This is a genomic window from Sinisalibacter aestuarii (genome assembly GCF_027923545.1).
Taxonomy (GTDB): Bacteria; Pseudomonadota; Alphaproteobacteria; order Rhodobacterales; family Rhodobacteraceae; genus Sinisalibacter; species Sinisalibacter aestuarii.
Genome location: NZ_BROH01000006.1, coordinates 97,599 through 112,658, shown reverse-complemented (window position 1 = coordinate 112,658; position 15,060 = coordinate 97,599). Strand labels below are relative to the sequence as shown.

14 protein-coding genes are annotated in these 15,060 nt (G+C 67.1%); 12 read left to right on the top strand and 2 right to left on the bottom strand.

The annotated features are described in order from the left end of the window. The first annotated feature begins 98 nt into the window (after positions 1 to 98). The 6 genes from QMG28_RS11420 to QMG28_RS11395 are packed head-to-tail and all read left to right on the top strand — an operon-like array spanning position 99 to position 6,677. Positions 99 to 1,136, top strand: coding sequence for a rod shape-determining protein (locus tag QMG28_RS11420; RefSeq protein ID WP_281842573.1), 1,038 nt, complete (start codon positions 99 to 101; stop codon positions 1,134 to 1,136). 34 nt (positions 1,137 to 1,170) lie between these two features. After that, complete coding sequence (gene mreC, locus QMG28_RS11415) at positions 1,171 to 2,130, top strand: rod shape-determining protein MreC (RefSeq protein ID WP_281842431.1); 960 nt, start codon at positions 1,171 to 1,173, stop codon at positions 2,128 to 2,130. Further along, positions 2,127 to 2,666 (top strand): rod shape-determining protein MreD, encoded by a 540-nt coding sequence (locus QMG28_RS11410; RefSeq protein WP_281842430.1) that lies wholly within the window; start codon positions 2,127 to 2,129, stop codon positions 2,664 to 2,666. Before mreC ends, QMG28_RS11410 begins: the two co-directional genes overlap by 4 nt. Continuing rightward, on the top strand, positions 2,663 to 4,606 hold the full coding sequence (mrdA, locus tag QMG28_RS11405; protein ID WP_281842429.1) for a penicillin-binding protein 2: 1,944 nt from the start codon (positions 2,663 to 2,665) through the stop codon (positions 4,604 to 4,606). The genes QMG28_RS11410 and mrdA overlap by 4 nt, the downstream gene beginning before the upstream one ends. After that, positions 4,603 to 5,748 carry a rod shape-determining protein RodA gene (gene rodA / locus QMG28_RS11400; RefSeq protein ID WP_281842428.1) on the top strand — a complete coding sequence of 382 codons (1,146 nt, stop codon included), beginning with the start codon at positions 4,603 to 4,605 and terminating at the stop codon, positions 5,746 to 5,748. The genes mrdA and rodA overlap by 4 nt, the downstream gene beginning before the upstream one ends. Further along, positions 5,745 to 6,677 carry a 2-hydroxyacid dehydrogenase gene (locus tag QMG28_RS11395; protein WP_281842427.1) on the top strand — a complete coding sequence of 311 codons (933 nt, stop codon included), beginning with the start codon at positions 5,745 to 5,747 and terminating at the stop codon, positions 6,675 to 6,677. Before rodA ends, QMG28_RS11395 begins: the two co-directional genes overlap by 4 nt. A 68-nt stretch (positions 6,678 to 6,745) precedes the next feature. Here QMG28_RS11395 and QMG28_RS11390 read toward each other — a convergent pair whose 3' ends face one another. After that, positions 6,746 to 7,174: a DUF1489 family protein gene (locus tag QMG28_RS11390; RefSeq protein ID WP_281842426.1), complete on the bottom strand. Its 429-nt coding sequence runs from the start codon at positions 7,172 to 7,174 to the stop codon at positions 6,746 to 6,748. Positions 7,175 to 7,268: 94 nt separating this feature from the next. On the opposite strand from QMG28_RS11390, the gene QMG28_RS11385 reads away from it, so the two are divergent. After that, complete coding sequence (locus QMG28_RS11385) at positions 7,269 to 9,521, top strand: adenosylcobalamin-dependent ribonucleoside-diphosphate reductase (protein ID WP_281842425.1); 2,253 nt, start codon at positions 7,269 to 7,271, stop codon at positions 9,519 to 9,521. A gap of 104 nt (positions 9,522 to 9,625) precedes the next feature. On the opposite strand, the gene QMG28_RS11380 is transcribed toward QMG28_RS11385, so the two are convergent. Further along, positions 9,626 to 10,126 carry a hypothetical protein gene (locus QMG28_RS11380; protein WP_281842424.1) on the bottom strand — a complete coding sequence of 167 codons (501 nt, stop codon included), beginning with the start codon at positions 10,124 to 10,126 and terminating at the stop codon, positions 9,626 to 9,628. 243 nt (positions 10,127 to 10,369) lie between these two features. Between QMG28_RS11380 and QMG28_RS11375 the strand changes: the two genes are divergently transcribed. The 5 genes from QMG28_RS11375 to QMG28_RS11355 all read left to right on the top strand — a co-directional run bounded on the left by QMG28_RS11375 (position 10,370) and on the right by QMG28_RS11355 (position 14,948). After that, positions 10,370 to 11,302, top strand: a complete 933-nt coding sequence (locus QMG28_RS11375; RefSeq protein WP_281842423.1) for a lipid A-modifier LpxR family protein — start codon at positions 10,370 to 10,372, stop codon at positions 11,300 to 11,302. 96 nt (positions 11,303 to 11,398) lie between these two features. Beyond that, entirely contained in the window at positions 11,399 to 12,328 is a 930-nt protein-coding gene (locus tag QMG28_RS11370; protein WP_281842422.1) for a lipid A-modifier LpxR family protein, read from the top strand. A gap of 115 nt (positions 12,329 to 12,443) precedes the next feature. Then, the gene (locus tag QMG28_RS11365) at positions 12,444 to 13,517 is read left to right on the top strand and encodes a Hint domain-containing protein (RefSeq protein ID WP_281842421.1); all 1,074 of its coding nucleotides are present in this window, start codon (positions 12,444 to 12,446) and stop codon (positions 13,515 to 13,517) included. 239 nt (positions 13,518 to 13,756) lie between these two features. Then, the gene (gene rpsD / locus QMG28_RS11360) at positions 13,757 to 14,377 is read left to right on the top strand and encodes a 30S ribosomal protein S4 (protein WP_281842420.1); all 621 of its coding nucleotides are present in this window, start codon (positions 13,757 to 13,759) and stop codon (positions 14,375 to 14,377) included. 178 nt (positions 14,378 to 14,555) lie between these two features. Further along, a complete protein-coding gene (locus QMG28_RS11355; RefSeq protein ID WP_281842419.1) occupies positions 14,556 to 14,948 on the top strand; it encodes a rhodanese-like domain-containing protein in 393 nt (130 codons plus the stop codon). Positions 14,949 to 15,060 lie beyond the last annotated feature (112 nt).

Below are 15,060 nucleotides of genomic sequence, written 5' to 3'. Positions count from 1 at the left end.
CGCGGCGCGGGGCCTTTCCTCGCGCCGTGCGCACCCCTATAACCCACCGGACCGGGGCGTGAGTCCCCGCAATGGGTAACGACAAGAAAGCCAAGCACATGTCCATCCTGTCCGGCCTGTTCTCGTCCGACATGGCGATTGACCTCGGCACGGCCAACACGCTGGTCTACGTCAAGGGCAAGGGCGTGATCCTGAACGAGCCCTCGGTGGTGGCCTACCATGTGAAGGACGGCGTGAAGAAGGTGCTCGCGGTCGGCGAAGACGCCAAGCTGATGCTGGGCCGCACCCCGGGCAGCATCGAGGCGATCCGGCCGATGCGCGATGGCGTCATTGCCGATTTCGATACCGCGGAAGAGATGATCAAGCATTTCATCCGCAAGGTGCACAAGCGCACCACCTTCTCCAAACCCAAGATCATCGTCTGTGTGCCCCATGGCGCGACCCCGGTGGAAAAGCGGGCGATCCGTCAGTCGGTGCTGTCCGCCGGCGCCCGGCGCGCGGGGCTGATCGCCGAGCCGATCGCGGCGGCCATCGGCGCGGGCATGCCGATCACCGATCCGACCGGCAGCATGGTCGTCGATATCGGCGGCGGCACCACCGAGGTGGCGGTGCTCAGCCTGGGCGATATCGTCTATGCCCGCTCGGTGCGCGTCGGCGGCGACCGGATGGACGAAAGCATCGTCAACTATCTGCGCCGCCAGCATAACCTGCTTATCGGCGAAACCACCGCCGAGCGGATCAAGACGTCTATCGGCACCGCCCGGATGCCCGATGACGGGCGCGGCGTGAGCATGCTGATCCGCGGGCGCGACCTTCTGAACGGCGTGCCGAAGGAGCTGGAGATCAACCAGGCCCAGGTGGCCGAGGCGCTGGCCGAACCTGTGCAGCAGATCTGCGAAGCGGTGATGGTGGCGCTCGAAACCACGCCGCCCGACCTCGCCGCCGATATCGTCGACCGGGGGGTGATGCTCACCGGCGGCGGCGCGCTGCTCGGCGAGCTCGATCTGGCGCTGCGCGAGCAGACCGGGCTTTCCATCTCGGTGGCCGACGAGTCACTCAATTGTGTGGCTCTGGGCACCGGCCGGGCGCTGGAATACGAGAAACAACTGCGCCACGTTATCGACTACGACAGCTAGTGCCGGGGATGCCCCCCGGCAGCGGGAGGCCTGATTGGCGACGCACAAGCGATCGACCGAAGATTTCGTAACCCCGGTCAGGCGCCTCCTGGTCGGGCTGCTCGTGCTCGTGCTCTTCGCCACCTTCCTGCTCTGGCGGATCGACAGCCCCCGTGTCGAGCGGTTCCGCGCCCAGATCGTGGATGCGGTGGTGCCGAACATGGAATGGGCGCTGGTGCCGGTGACCAAGGCGGCGGGGCTTGTCGAAGGATTTCAGTCCTATGCCCGTCTTGCCGAACAGAACCAGGAGCTGCGCCGCGAGCTTCAGCAGATGAAGGCGTGGAAAGAGGCCGCGCTGCAGCTTGAGCAAGAGAACGCCAAGCTGCTCGACCTCAACAATGTCCGCCTCGATGCGCGGCTCTCTTACGTCACCGGCGTGGTGCTCACCGATTCCGGCTCGCCGTTCCGCCAGTCGGTGCTGCTCAATGTCGGCGCACGCGACGGGCTGGTCGATGGCTGGGCGGCGATGGACGGGATCGGGCTGGTGGGCCGTATCTCCGGTGTCGGGGATCAGACGGCGCGGGTGATCCTGCTCACCGACAGTTCCAGCCGCATCCCGGTGACGATCCAGCCCTCCGGCCAGACCGCGCTGCTCCACGGCGACAATACCGGCACGCCGCCGCTGGAATTCATCGAGAATGTCGACGAGGTCCGCCCCGGCGACCGTGTCGTCTCGTCCGGCGATGGCGGCGTCTTCCCGGCGGGCCTGCTGGTGGGCGAGGTGGCGCGCGGCTCCGACCGGCGGCTGCGGGTGCGCCTGGCCGCCGATTACCAGCGGCTGCAATTCCTGCGCGTTCTGCGCAGCCATCCCGGCGAACAGGTCGAGGGCGCAGGCGGGCTTCTGGTGATGAACCCGGTGCTCGCGCCGGTGGCCGAGGGCGTGCCGCCGGAAGCGGCTGCCGCCGAGGCGGATGCGTCAGACGATGACGGCGCAGCGGCAGAGGTGGGCCAATGATCGACCCGGCCACGCTGCACCGTCTGGGCTTTGCGCTTCTCTTCACCGTCCTGGCCGGGCTGGTGATCTTCGTGCGGATGCTGCCCTTCGGCCCGATGACGGGCACGATGCCGCCGCCCGATCTGATCCTGCTCACCGGCTTCGCCTGGGTGCTGCGGCGCCCCGATTTCGTGCCGGTGCTGCTGTTCGCCCTGCTGATTTTCATGACCGATCTTCTGCTCCTGCGACCGCCCGGCCTTGGCGCGGCGCTGGCGGTGATCGGGCTGGAAGCCCTGCGCGCCCGTGCCGGGCTGATGCGCGAGCAGCCCTTCCCGGTGGAATGGGCCACCGTCGCGGTGGTGCTGCTGGCGATGACGCTGGCCGGCCAGGCGGTGCAGGCGGTGTTTTTCGCCGAACATGTGCGCCTGGGCCTCGCGCTGCTGGAGCTGATCTCCAACATCGTCGCCTACCCGCTGGTGGTCGGCATCTCGGTCTTCGCCTTCCGGGTGCGCCGCCTTGCCCCCGGCGAACATGCGGCGGAGGCCCGGCTGGTATGAGACGTTCGCCCGCCGACAGCGAAAAGAGCGCGCGGCTCATCACCCGGCGCGGGCTGCTGCTGGGAACGGCGCAGCTTGCCTTTGCCGGGGTGCTGGTCGGGCGGATGCGCTACATGCAGCTCGAACAGGCCGACGAATACCGGATGCTGGCCGACCAGAACCGGATCAATATCCGCCTGCTGCCACCCGCGCGCGGGCTGATCTTCGACCGCAAGGGCGTGCTGCTGGCCGGCAACGAACAGAATTACCGCATCGTCATGGTGCGCGAGGATGCGGGCGACCCGGAGGCGGTGCTCGACCGGCTCGGCAAACTCGTCTGGCTCGATCCGGCCGAGACCGAGAAGGCGCTGGCCGAGATGACCCGCCGCTCGCCCTTCGTGCCGGTCACCATCGCCGACCGGGTGAGCTGGGACGATGTCGCCGAGGTCGCGGTCAATGCTCCGGCCTTGCCCGGCGTCTCGCCCGAAATGGGCCTGAGCCGGGTCTACCCGCTCGGCGCAGATTTCGCCCATATCGTCGGCTATGTCGGCCCGGTCTCGGATTACGATCTCGACCGGCTCGAAGACCCCGATCCGCTTTTGCAGATCCCGCGCTTCCAGATCGGCAAGACCGGGGTCGAGGCGGATTACGAGAGCGCCCTGCGCGGCAGCGCGGGCACCAGCCGGGTCGAGGTGAACGCGGTTGGCCGGGTGATGCGCGAACTGACCCGCGAAGAGGGCGAGCAGGGCGCATCGGTGCAACTCACCCTCAACCATTCGCTGCAGAACTTCTGCGAGGCGCGGCTGGCCGGCGAAAGCGCGGCGGTGGTCATCATGGACAGCCGCAACGGCGATATCCTCGCCATGGCCTCGGCGCCGAGCTTCGACCCCAACAAATTCGTGCGCGGCATCAGCTCCAGGGATTATTCGGCGCTGCTCGAAGATCCGTATCGCCCGCTGCCCAACAAGGCGAGCCAGGGGATCTACCCGCCGGGCTCCACCTTCAAGATGGTCACCGCGCTCGCCGCGCTGGAAGACGGGCTGATCCAGGTGGAAGACACCTTCACCTGCCGGGGCTTCGTCGAGGTGTCGGGGCGCCGGTTCCATTGCTGGAGCCGGGGCGGGCACGGCAAGGTGGACCTCGTCCGGTCGCTGCGCGAAAGCTGCGACGTGTATTATTACGAGCTCAGCCAGCTCGTCGGGATCGAGAAGATCGCCGCGATGGCGCGCAATCTCGGCCTTGGCATCCGCCACGACGTGCCGCTCGGCAGCGTGGCCGAAGGGCTGATCCCCACCCGCGCCTGGAAGCGCGAGGTGCGCGACGCGGAATGGCTGATCGGCGACACGCTGAACGCCACCATCGGCCAGGGCTACGTGCTTGCCTCGCCGCTGCAACTGGCGGTGATGACGGCGCGGATCGCCTCCGGCACGCAGATCAGCCCGCGCCTGGTGCGCGCCATCGACGGGGTCGAGCAGCCGGTGCACGGGCAGGTGCCGCTGGACATCGACCCGGTGCATCTCGAAGCTGTGCGCCTCGGGATGTACGAGGTGGTCAATGGCGCGCGCGGCACTGCCGGCTCCAGCCGGGTGGTGGCCGAGGGGCTGCGCATGGCGGGCAAGACCGGCACCAGCCAGGTGCGCAACATCACCGCCGCCGAGCGCGCGCGCGGTGTGACCTCGAACGACGATCTGCCCTGGGAGCGGCGCGACCATGCGCTTTTCGTCGGCTACGCGCCGCACGATGTGCCCGAGATTTCCGTCTCCGTCGTGGTCGAGCATGGTGGCGGCGGCTCGACGGCGGCGGCCCCGATCGGCCGCGACGTGCTGCTGGCGGCGCTCTACGACGATGTGCCGCCGCTCTCGGCCTATCCGGCCAGCCAGCGCGGCACCATCCGCTCTCGGCTGGAGGCGCTCGATCTGCGCGCGCCGCAGGCCCCCTCCGAAGGGAGGAGCCGCGCGTGAGCTATCTTGAATACAACGTCAAATGGACGCCGGCCGGGCTGTCCAAGGTGCTGCATTTCAACTGGGCGCTGGCGCTTCTGCTGGCCGCCGCCGCCGGCGTGGGCTTTCTGATGCTCTACTCGGTGGCGGGTGGCGATCTTGGCCGCTGGGCCGAGCCGCAGATGAAGCGCTTCGGCCTCGGCATGGCGATGATGTTCGTCATCGGCATGGTGCCGATCTGGTTCTGGCGCAACGTCTCGCTGCTCGCCTTCGGCGTCTCGGTGGCGCTGCTTGTCGGCGTCGAATTCTTCGGCGAGGTCGGCATGGGCGCGCAGCGCTGGATCGACCTCGGCTTCATGCGCCTGCAGCCTTCGGAGCTGACCAAGATCACCCTGATCATGGTGCTCGCCGCCTATTACGACTGGCTCGATCTCTCCAAGGTCTCGCGCCCGCTCTGGGTGCTGATCCCGGTGCTGATCATCCTCGTGCCCACCGGGCTTACGCTGATCCAGCCTGACCTCGGCACCGCGATCCTGCTGATGGCGGGCGGTGCGGTGGTGATGTGGCTGGCGGGGGTGCATATCTTCTATTTCCTCGCCGTGGCGGTGCTTGGCGCGGGGGCGGTGACGGCGGTGTTCGTCAGCCGGGGCACGCCGTGGCAATTGCTCAAGGACTACCAGTACAAGCGGATCGACACCTTCCTCGACCCGTCGAGCGATCCGCTGGGGGCGGGCTATCACATCACCCAGTCCAAGATCGCGCTCGGTTCCGGCGGCTGGACCGGGCGGGGCTTCATGGAAGGCACCCAGAGCCGGCTGAATTTCCTGCCGGAAAAACACACCGATTTCATCTTCACCACGCTGGCCGAGGAATTCGGCTTCGTCGGCGCGGGCTCGCTGCTGGCGCTCTATATCGGGATCATCATCCTTTGCGTGATCTCGGCCCTGCGCAACTCCGACCGTTTCGGCTCGCTCCTCACGCTCGGGATCGCGGCCACGTTCTTCTTCTTCTTCGCGGTCAACATGTCGATGGTGATGGGCCTGGCGCCGGTGGTGGGCGTGCCACTGCCGCTGGTGAGCTATGGCGGCTCGGCGATGCTGATCCTGCTGATCGGCTTCGGGCTGGTGCAATCGGCGCATGTGCACAGGGCGCGCTCGAAATGAGCGTGAAGGTGCAATTCGTCACCCGCGCCGATCTGTTCGACGCCTACCGCGCGCCGCTTGGCGCGGCGCTGGCGCGCGCCGGGATTTCCGCCGCGCTGGCGATGGACCATGCGCCGGAGGAGGTGGATTACATCGTCTATGCGCCGCAATCGGACCATGTCGATCTGTCGGGCTATACAAGGGCCAGGGCCGCGCTCGGCCTCTGGGCCGGGGTGGAGACGATCGTCGCCAACCCGACGCTGACCATGCCCTATGCCCGCATGGTCGATGCCGGGCTGACGCAGGGCATGGTCGAATGGGTGGCGGGCCATGTGCTGCGCCATCATCTCGGGATGGATGCCGATATCTGCCGCAGCGATGGCCAGTGGGTGAAGCACCTGCCGCCGCTGGCCGGCGAGCGCCGGGTGGGGGTGCTGGGCCTGGGTGAGCTGGGCGCGGCCTGCGCCACGGCGCTGGCGGGGCTCGGGTTCGATGTGGCAGGCTGGAGCCGCCGCCCGAAAGAGATCGCGGGCGTGGCCTGCCATGCCGGCGATGCGGGGCTTGGCGCGGTGCTCGCCCGCTCCGACATCCTCGTTCTGCTCCTGCCGCACACGCCGGCCACCGAAAACCTGCTCGATGCCGCGCGGCTTGCCCTGATGCCGCATGGCGCCGTGGTGCTGAACCCCGGACGCGGCGCGCTGATCGACGATGCGGCGTTGCTTGCGGCGCTGGATACGGGCCGGATCGGCCATGCCACGCTCGATACCTTCCGCACCGAACCGCTGCCGCCGGAGCACCCGTTCTGGGCGCATCCGCGCGTGACGGTGACGCCCCATATCGCGTCGGAAACCCGGCCCGCCACGGCGGCGCTGGTGGTGGCCGAAAACATCCGGCGCGGCGAGGCGGGCGAGCCCTTGCTGCATCTGGTGGACCGCGCTGCGGGCTACTGACGCCGCCGCGCCCCTTGCCTGCGGCGGAGTGTGAGTATTTTTGCAAGGATGAAGGGGGCGGTGCGGCCCTAGAGAATGCCGATCTCGGCCAGCTTCGAGGAAAGCTCGGGCGGCAGCGCATCGTCGCCCTCGCGCGTTTGGGGCAGATCGGGCGGGGCATCGTCCGGCTTGAGGTAGCGCCAGCCCTGAAAGGCGCGCCGCGGCGCCGCCTGTGTGCGGTGCAGGGCGCGCTCCATCACGATGCCGCAGCGGCGGATGCCGTCTTCGCCGATCACCTCGTCAAGCCGCAGGATGCGCTGGCGGGCGAGGATCACGCCCTTGATGACCCAATAGAGCGAGCCGCCCGCGACCAGTTCGGCCTCGCGTTTCGGCCACATCCGGGTGACATGGCGCGGCAACCAGTCGGGATCGCCCGCGCCGCGGCGCTGCTGCCAGTCGGCGAGGTCTTCGACGCTGTCGCAGCCGACACACAGTTTGACAAGATTGATGTGGCTCACACGTCGACACCCCCAAGGTCTTGTGGTTATATTAGACCCTCGCCCGCGCGCCGCAACCGGGCGAATAACCCACAGACGTTCAGGATATCGCGACATGAGCCGCTTCGCCGCCCCCATTGCCAAGTCGATCTGGGACATGAAATACCGGTTCAAACAGGCGGACGGCACGCCGATCGACAAGACGGTCGAGGACAGCTGGCGGCGGATCGCGCGGGCGCTGGCCGAGCGCGAGCCGGAGCATGAGGACGCGTTTTACGAGGCGCTGGAGGATTTCAAATACCTCCCCGCCGGGCGGATCACCGCGGGCGCGGGCACCGGGCGCAGCGTGACGCTGTTCAACTGCTTCGTGATGGGCACGATCCCCGATTCGATGTCGGGCATTTTCGAGCAATTGCGCGAAGCGGCGCTGACCATGCAGCAGGGCGGCGGGATCGGCTACGATTTTTCCACCATCCGGCCCAAGGGCGCCGATGTGAAGGGCGTGGCGGCGGATGCCTCCGGGCCGCTCAGCTTCATGGATGTGTGGGATGCGATGTGCCGCACGATCATGAGCGCCGGTTCGCGCCGGGGCGCTATGATGGCGACGATGCGCTGCGACCATCCCGATATCGAGGCGTTTATCTCGGCCAAATCCGATGCGGCGCGGCTCAGGATGTTCAACATGTCGGTGCTTGTCACCGATGCCTTCATGGCCGCCGTCGAGGCTGATGAGAGCTGGGATCTGGTCTTTGACGGGGTGGTGTATCACACCGTCGAGGCGCGCGATCTGTGGAACCGGATCATGCGCGCCACCTACGATTATGCCGAGCCGGGGGTGATCTTCATCGACCGGATCAACGCGATGAACAACCTCGCCTATTGCGAGACGATCTCGGCGACCAACCCTTGCGGCGAGCAGCCGCTGCCGCCCTATGGCGCCTGCCTGCTCGGCTCGGTCAACCTCGCCCGGCTGGTGGCGGACCCGTTCGGCGAAGCCGCCGCGCTGGACGAGGCGGTGCTGGCCAGGCTCGTGCGCACCGCTGTGCGGATGATGGACAATGTGGTCGACGAAAGCCGCTTCCCGCTGGAGGCGCAGCGCCAGGAGGCGCAGGCGAAGCGGCGGATCGGGCTTGGCGTGACCGGGCTGGCGGACGCGCTCCTGATGGTCGGCCTGCGCTACGGCTCCGACGCGGCGGCGGCGCAGACCGAGGAATGGATGCACCAGATCGCCCGCGAAGCCTACCTTGCCAGCGTGGAACTGGCGAAGGAGAAGGGCCCGTTCCCGCTGTTCGAGGCCGACGCCTACCTTGCCTCCGGCACGCTCGCGCATATGGACGAGGACGTGCGCGAGGCGATCCGCGCCCATGGCATCCGCAATGCGCTGCTCACCTCGATCGCCCCCACCGGCACGATCAGCCTCTATGCCGGCAATGTGTCGTCCGGGATCGAGCCGGTCTTCGCCTACAGCTACACCCGCAAGGTGCTGCAAAAGGATGGCTCGCGCACCGAGGAAGAGGTGGTGGACTACGCCGTGCAGCTCTGGCGCGACAAGTTCGGCGATGCGCCGCTGCCCGACTATTTCGTCAATGCCCAGACGCTGGCGCCTTCCGATCATGTGAAGATGCAGGCCGCCGCGCAGAAATGGGTGGACAGTTCGATTTCGAAAACGATCAACGTGCCGGAGGATATCTCCTTCGAGGCGTTCAAGAGCGTCTATCTTGAAGCCTATGCCACCGGCTGCAAGGGCTGCACCACCTACCGGCCCAACGATGTGACCGGCTCGGTGCTGAGCGTGAGCGAACAGAGCGAAACGGTGCCGGAGGCCGAGACCGGGGCCGAAGTCATCTACATGTCGGAGCCGCTTGACCGCCCGAGCGAGCTTGACGGGGCGACCTACAAGCTCAAATGGCCCGAAAGCGAGCACGCGATCTATATCACGGTGAACGACCTTGTGGTGAACGGCCACCGCCGCCCCTTCGAGGTGTTTATCAACTCGAAGAACATGGAGCATTACGCCTGGACCGTGGCGCTCACCCGGATGATCTCGGCGGTGTTCCGGCGCGGCGGCGATGTGTCGTTCGTGGTGGAAGAGCTCAAGGCGGTGTTCGATCCGCGCGGCGGGGCCTGGATGGGCGGCAAATACGTGCCCTCGATCCTCGCCGCCATCGGCGGGGTGATCGAGCGGCACATGATCGCCATCGGCTTCCTCGAAGGCGAGGGGATGGGGCTGAAATCCGATCCGAAGGCGGAGGTGGTCAATCTCGGCCAGCGTCGCGGCCCGGCCTGCCCGCGCTGCGGCCAGTACGAGATGCGCATGGTCGAGGGCTGCATGACCTGCGGCGCCTGCGGCCATTCCAAATGCGGTTGATCTGACAGCGGAAAAAGCCTGCGCGCCGATACTGTCCCGCCGCCCGTGTCACAAGGGGAGGGATGCGCGCGCGCAGGAAGAGACAAGCGCCGGAACCGGCGTTGTCAGGGAGACGAAACCTTGCCGCCGTGCAGGGCCGGGGCGTTCAGGGCACAGGCAAGCTGCCGCGCCAGATGGCCCGCCGCTCCGATCAGCCCCGCCGGGTCGTTGCCTTCGCAGAGCAGGAGCGCGGCGGTATGGGCGCGGCTGCGTTGCCCGCGCCGGGTGCAGGAGATGACCTCCATCAATTGCCGCTCGTGATCGCTGACGCCGCGGGCGCAGGACGGGCAATCGGGATTGGAAAATTCGAAGCCCGACATCCGCGCGCCGCGCATCGTCTGCACCACGGCGAGCGCGCAGACCCAGAGGTTCGGGGCATGTTCGGGCGGAAAGGCGGCATGGGCGAGATCGAGGCCATGCGCCCAGCCCTGCGTCTGCGGCAGGGTGAAACTTTGGAAGAAGTGCCGCATGATCCCGAGCAACGCGATCTCGTCGCGGTCGAACCCGCTTTCGGCCAGAATGCGCTGCCGTGTTGCGCCATGCGGGCAGGGGCCAGGGGAGGTCATGCGCCGGCCTCCCGGCGCATCCTTGTGGGCTGCATCGCCTGATCCTTTCCGTATTGTCCGGTCTGGCTGGCGGCGCGGCTGGCTGAATTAAATCTTACAAAAATAATCAGGTAATGCAAGCGCCTTTTCCCCGCCTTGGTCGCAGCCTTTGTGCCGGGTGATTTGTTGCACGCCTGCACTAGTCCGAATCGGACGAACCGGGTTAGAAGACTCCGGCTGGGGGGCATATGACTTGGACTTTTCATGCCTCGCACCCTGATTGCGTTCCTTATCACCCTCACCATGCTTGCCGCGCCCGCCAGTGCTCAGGAGCGGGTGACGCTCGGCAGCGGCCGGCTGTTTACCAACGATACGCTTGGCGATGGGCAGGATCGCTGGCGCACCGGCTCTTACGTGGCAAGCTGGATGCGCGGGCCCGATGGCACGGTCTCGCTGCCCGGGGGATTTGGCGAGCTGATCGAATACCGCTTCGCCAGCCAGATCTTCGCACCGGCAAACCTGCTCACGCCCGCGCCGGGTGATCGGCGCTATGGCGGGGCGATGTCGCTCGGGGCCTATAGCCACTTTACCCATGCGGGCTACGATTTTGCGCTGGGCGCCGAACTGGTGGCGGTGGGGCCGATGACCGGGCTCGACGGGTTCCATGCCGCCGCCCATACCGCGCTGGGGATGACGGCGCCCTCCGCCGCGGTCCGCGCGGCGCAATTCGGGAACCGCGTCTACCCGGCGGCGGGGGTCGAGGTGAGCCGCCCCATCGGTCTCGGCTTTGGCGGCGATGCTTCCGGGCTGGTGCTGCGTCCTTTCATCCAGGGCCGCGCGGGCGACGAGACCTATGCCCGTGCCGGCGCCGATCTGCTGTTCGGCCCCAATTTCACCTCCGGCGTGCTGGTGCGCGACGAGAGCACCGGCATCCTCTATCAGACCTTCGACGATGCGCCGGGCAAGGGCCTGTCCTTCCTGCTCGGCGCCGATACCGCGAAGGTGTTTTCCTCCGCCTGGCTGCCGGCGTCGGGCGGCTATACGCTCACCCCGACGCGCAGCCGGGCCCGCGCGGGCATCCATTGGCAGGGCGAGACGCTGGGGGCGTTCTACGGTGCCACCTGGCTCAGCCCGGAATTCACCGCCCAACCCGAAGGGCAGGTGCTCGGCTCGGTGCAGCTTCGCCTGCGCTTCTGAGCGGACCGGCGCGCGGTTCCGGCGCTGGCTATGGGCTTTGCGCGGCCGAACGGGTATGACACGGCTCTGACCGGCGTCACTCGCCGGGGAGGTGTCATGCACAAGGCGGCGGCATTGATGATCGGGATGGCACTGGCGCTCGGCGCGCCGGCCGGCCCTGCATGGGCGCAGGATGTCTCCTTCCTCGGCATGACCGCCTTTCACGACAATGACGTGCTGTTCGATGGCGACGACCGCTGGCAGACCGGCGGGGCGAGCATCTCCTGGATGTTCGGCCCGGAGGGGCTTGCCGATCTGCCGGGCGCGCCCGGCGAATTGTGGGAGATCCGGGTGCGCGGGCAGGTGATTTCGCCCGACGATTTCACCGCCCCGGCGGCGTGGGACCGGCGTGCCGCCTCGGTGCTGACCACGACGCTCCACACCCATTTCGAGACCCACGGCGTCGAGCTGTCGGCGGGCGCGGGCTTTGCGCTGACCGGGCCGCAAGTGCCGCTGATCAGGTTCCAGAACGTCATCCACACGCTCACCCCGGCCAACGATCCGCTGGTGCCGGGTTTCGTGCAGGCGGCACAGATCCCCAATGCGGTCTACCTCACCGGCATCGGCGAAGCCGCCTACCGGCTCCGGCTGGGCGAGGGGATCACCCTGCGCCCCTTTGCCGAGCTTCAGGGCGGGGTGGAAACGCTGGGGCGCGTCGGCTTCGATGTGTTCTTCGGCGCCGGGTTCGACCGGGGCGTGCTGGCGCGCGACGGCACCACCGGCTTTGCCTACCAGACGATCGAGGGCACCGCGCCCCGTGGCGTCACCCTGACCGCCGGCGCGGATGTGGCGAAGGTTGCCTCTTCCGCGCTGCTGCCGGCGCCGGCCTACAGCCTTACCCCGTGGCGGCTGCGCGCGCGCGCCGGGCTGCTTTACGAGGGCCGCCGCGTCTCGGTCTTTCAGGGGGTGAGCTGGCTCGGGCCGGAATTCACCGCCCAGCCGAGCGGCCAGGTGGTGACGGCCTTTCAGGTCCAATACCGGTTCTGACCGCTTTGCCACAGTCGGGCGACCGCGTGCCGCAGCCCCCGACAAACGCCTTAACAACCTGAACTCCGCGTGCTACCGTTTTAGGAATAAAAAAGAAAACGGCAGGTTTACAGGCATGATAGCGGGCTCTCAGGGCACGTTTGTCATCTCATGGGATCAGACCGAGGTCGACGGCCTTCCGGCCGCGCCGCGCGGGTCTTTGGGTGTGGGCGCAAGCTGGCGCTGGCACGGCGAGGCATTGCGCGTCGACGGGCCGCAGGATTTGCTGCGGCTCTGCGATCCGGTTGGAGAGGCAGACTTTCACGCGCGCGTGGCGCGCAAGGCACGCAAGTTCATCGGGCGGGCCATCGGCTTGCAGACGGGTGGCGCGGGCGGGGCGGATTACCGCTTCGACGACCCGGTGTTTCAGCTTGGCTTCGACGTGACCGACGGTTTCCGCGCCTATACGGTGATGTTGGTGGAGCTGGGCCGGGGTGCCGCGCCGCTTATCCTGTTCGCCGATGTGGTGCCGCCGCCCGACACCGATCTGTGGGTGGTGCGCGCGCAGATGGAGGCCGCCGAGACCCACCGCCAGACCGACCAGCCCAGTGGCGTGATCTGCTTCACCCCCGGCACGATGATCCGCACCGAGGATGGTGCCGTGCCGGTCGAGGAGATCGAAGAGGGCGACCGTATCCAGACCAAGGATAACGGCTTGCAGGAGGTGCTCTGGAAAGGCGAAAAGCGCATCTCCGGCGCGCGGCTCTACGCCATGCCCGAGCTGCGCCCGATCCGGCTGCGCGCGGGCGCGCTGGGGATCGACCGGCCGGAAGAAGACCTGATCGTCTCGCCGTCGCACCGGATGCTGGTGACGGGAGACAAGGCGCGCGCGCTGTTCAACACCGACGAGGTGCTGGTGACCGCGCGCGATCTGGTCGACGACCGCTATGTGGTGCGCGATCTCATGCTGGCCGAGGTCACCTATGTGCACCTGCTCCTGCCGCGTCATGAGGTGGTCTTTGCCAACGGGCTGGAAACCGAAAGCTTCCACCCCGCCGGCGAGGCGCTCGACAGCGTCGAGCCATGGCAGCGCGACCGCCTCGTTCGGATGATGCCGGAGCTTGGGCAGAATCCGATGTCTTACGGCGACCATGCCCGCCGCCCGCTCAGCCGGGCCGAGGCGGCGATTTTGCGGGCGCCATATGTCTGAGGGCGGCGAAAGCCGTTGACTCCCGGCATTCCGGGGCTATAAGCGCGGCTTCATTGGTGTTGGTGGCCCCCGCGAGGGGATGCCTGTCATGGCTTCGGCCAAGAGGACAACGCCCTTCATAGCCGCGATGCGTTCGGGGCGGTTCAGACAGACGGTTGAGGTCGCCCGCGTCCGCAACCCGAAAAGTGGGAACCGGTTTTCGGATCAAGTTGCGGAGCAAACTATAGAGGAGATCAGCCGTGACCAAACGCACGTCTGCCAAGTACAAAATCGACCGCCGGATGGGCGAAAACATCTGGGGCCGTCCGAAATCCCCGGTCAACCGCCGCGAATACGGCCCCGGCCAGCACGGCCAGCGCCGCAAGGGCAAGATGTCGGATTTCGGCCTTCAGCTGCGCGCCAAGCAGAAGCTGAAAGGCTATTACGGCGACCTGACCGAGAAGCAGTTCCGCCGCATCTATGCCGAAGCCGAGCGTCTGAAAGGCGATACGGGTGAAAATCTGATCGGCCTGCTGGAGCGCCGCCTTGACGCCGTGGTCTACCGCGCCAAGTTCGTGCCGACCGTCTTCGCCGCCCGCCAGTTCGTGAACCACGGCCATGTCAAGGTGAACGGCCAGCGCGTCAACATCCCCTCCTACCGTGTGAAAGAGGGCGACGTGATCGAGGTCCGCGACAAGTCCAAGCAGATGGCCGTGCTGCTCGAAGCCGTGCAGCTTCCCGAGCGTGACGTGCCGGATTACATCGAGGCCGACCACTCCAAGATGACCGCCACCTTCGTGCGCACCCCCGGCCTCGCCGACGTGCCCTACGCGGTCCACATGGAACCGAACCTCGTCATCGAATATTACGCGCAGAACTAAACGTCCGCGCCGCACTTTGCGAAGGGCCGCCCATCCGGGCGGCCCTTTTCGTTTTCGTGGCATTTCGGGGCTTGGCGAAGCCGGGTGCTGTCCTATATATTCAAAAATCTGCATAAGTGTCGGAACCCCGGCACCCGGAGACGAGGGCCAGGCGCCCGCCAGCGAACAGGAGAAACGAATGCAAGTGGAAGATATCAACGGCAAGCTGCTCGAAACCTGGACCCCCGCCGAGGTCTATGACGGGTTGTCGAAGAAGGAGATCGTGCTGATCGACGTGCGCACCGCGCCGGAATACATGTTCGAAAGCGTCGAGGGCGCGCTGCTCGCGCCGCTCAGCCATCTCGCCAGCGCCTCGCTTCCGGCGGGCCTTGGCAAGCATGTGGTGCTCTATTGCGGCTCGGGGATGCGCTCGCGCAAGGCCGCCGAGCTGTGCATGAATGCGGGCTACGGCAAGATCGCCCATCTTGAGGGTGGCTTCGCCAACTGGAAATCGAGCGGCATGCCCTATCTCGGCACCAATATGGCCACCGGCGGCCCCGAACAGAAAGTGCAGCAGCCGATCGCGGCCTGACCCCGCGCGAACCAGCCGGAACACAGCAGGGGCGGGCTTCGGCGCGCCCCTTTTTCCAACATGTTGGCGCGAGTCTAAGGTCTCGCCTTTCGCCCCCGGCCCGGCTATGAGA

What these genes read in the sequence shown, in the direction of transcription:
- QMG28_RS11420 (WP_281842573.1), top strand. Translation starts at nt 99, where the DNA reads ATGTCCATCCTGTCCGGCCTGTTCTCGTCCGACATGGCGATTGACCTC.
- QMG28_RS11410 (WP_281842430.1), top strand. Translation starts at nt 2,127, where the DNA reads ATGATCGACCCGGCCACGCTGCACCGTCTGGGCTTTGCGCTTCTCTTC.
- mrdA (WP_281842429.1), top strand. Translation starts at nt 2,663, where the DNA reads ATGAGACGTTCGCCCGCCGACAGCGAAAAGAGCGCGCGGCTCATCACC.
- QMG28_RS11395 (WP_281842427.1), top strand. Translation starts at nt 5,745, where the DNA reads ATGAGCGTGAAGGTGCAATTCGTCACCCGCGCCGATCTGTTCGACGCC.
- QMG28_RS11385 (WP_281842425.1), top strand. Translation starts at nt 7,269, where the DNA reads ATGAGCCGCTTCGCCGCCCCCATTGCCAAGTCGATCTGGGACATGAAA.
- QMG28_RS11380 (WP_281842424.1), bottom strand. Translation starts at nt 10,126, where the DNA reads ATGACCTCCCCTGGCCCCTGCCCGCATGGCGCAACACGGCAGCGCATT.
- QMG28_RS11375 (WP_281842423.1), top strand. Translation starts at nt 10,370, where the DNA reads ATGCCTCGCACCCTGATTGCGTTCCTTATCACCCTCACCATGCTTGCC.
- QMG28_RS11370 (WP_281842422.1), top strand. Translation starts at nt 11,399, where the DNA reads ATGCACAAGGCGGCGGCATTGATGATCGGGATGGCACTGGCGCTCGGC.
- QMG28_RS11365 (WP_281842421.1), top strand. Translation starts at nt 12,444, where the DNA reads ATGATAGCGGGCTCTCAGGGCACGTTTGTCATCTCATGGGATCAGACC.
- QMG28_RS11355 (WP_281842419.1), top strand. Translation starts at nt 14,556, where the DNA reads ATGCAAGTGGAAGATATCAACGGCAAGCTGCTCGAAACCTGGACCCCC.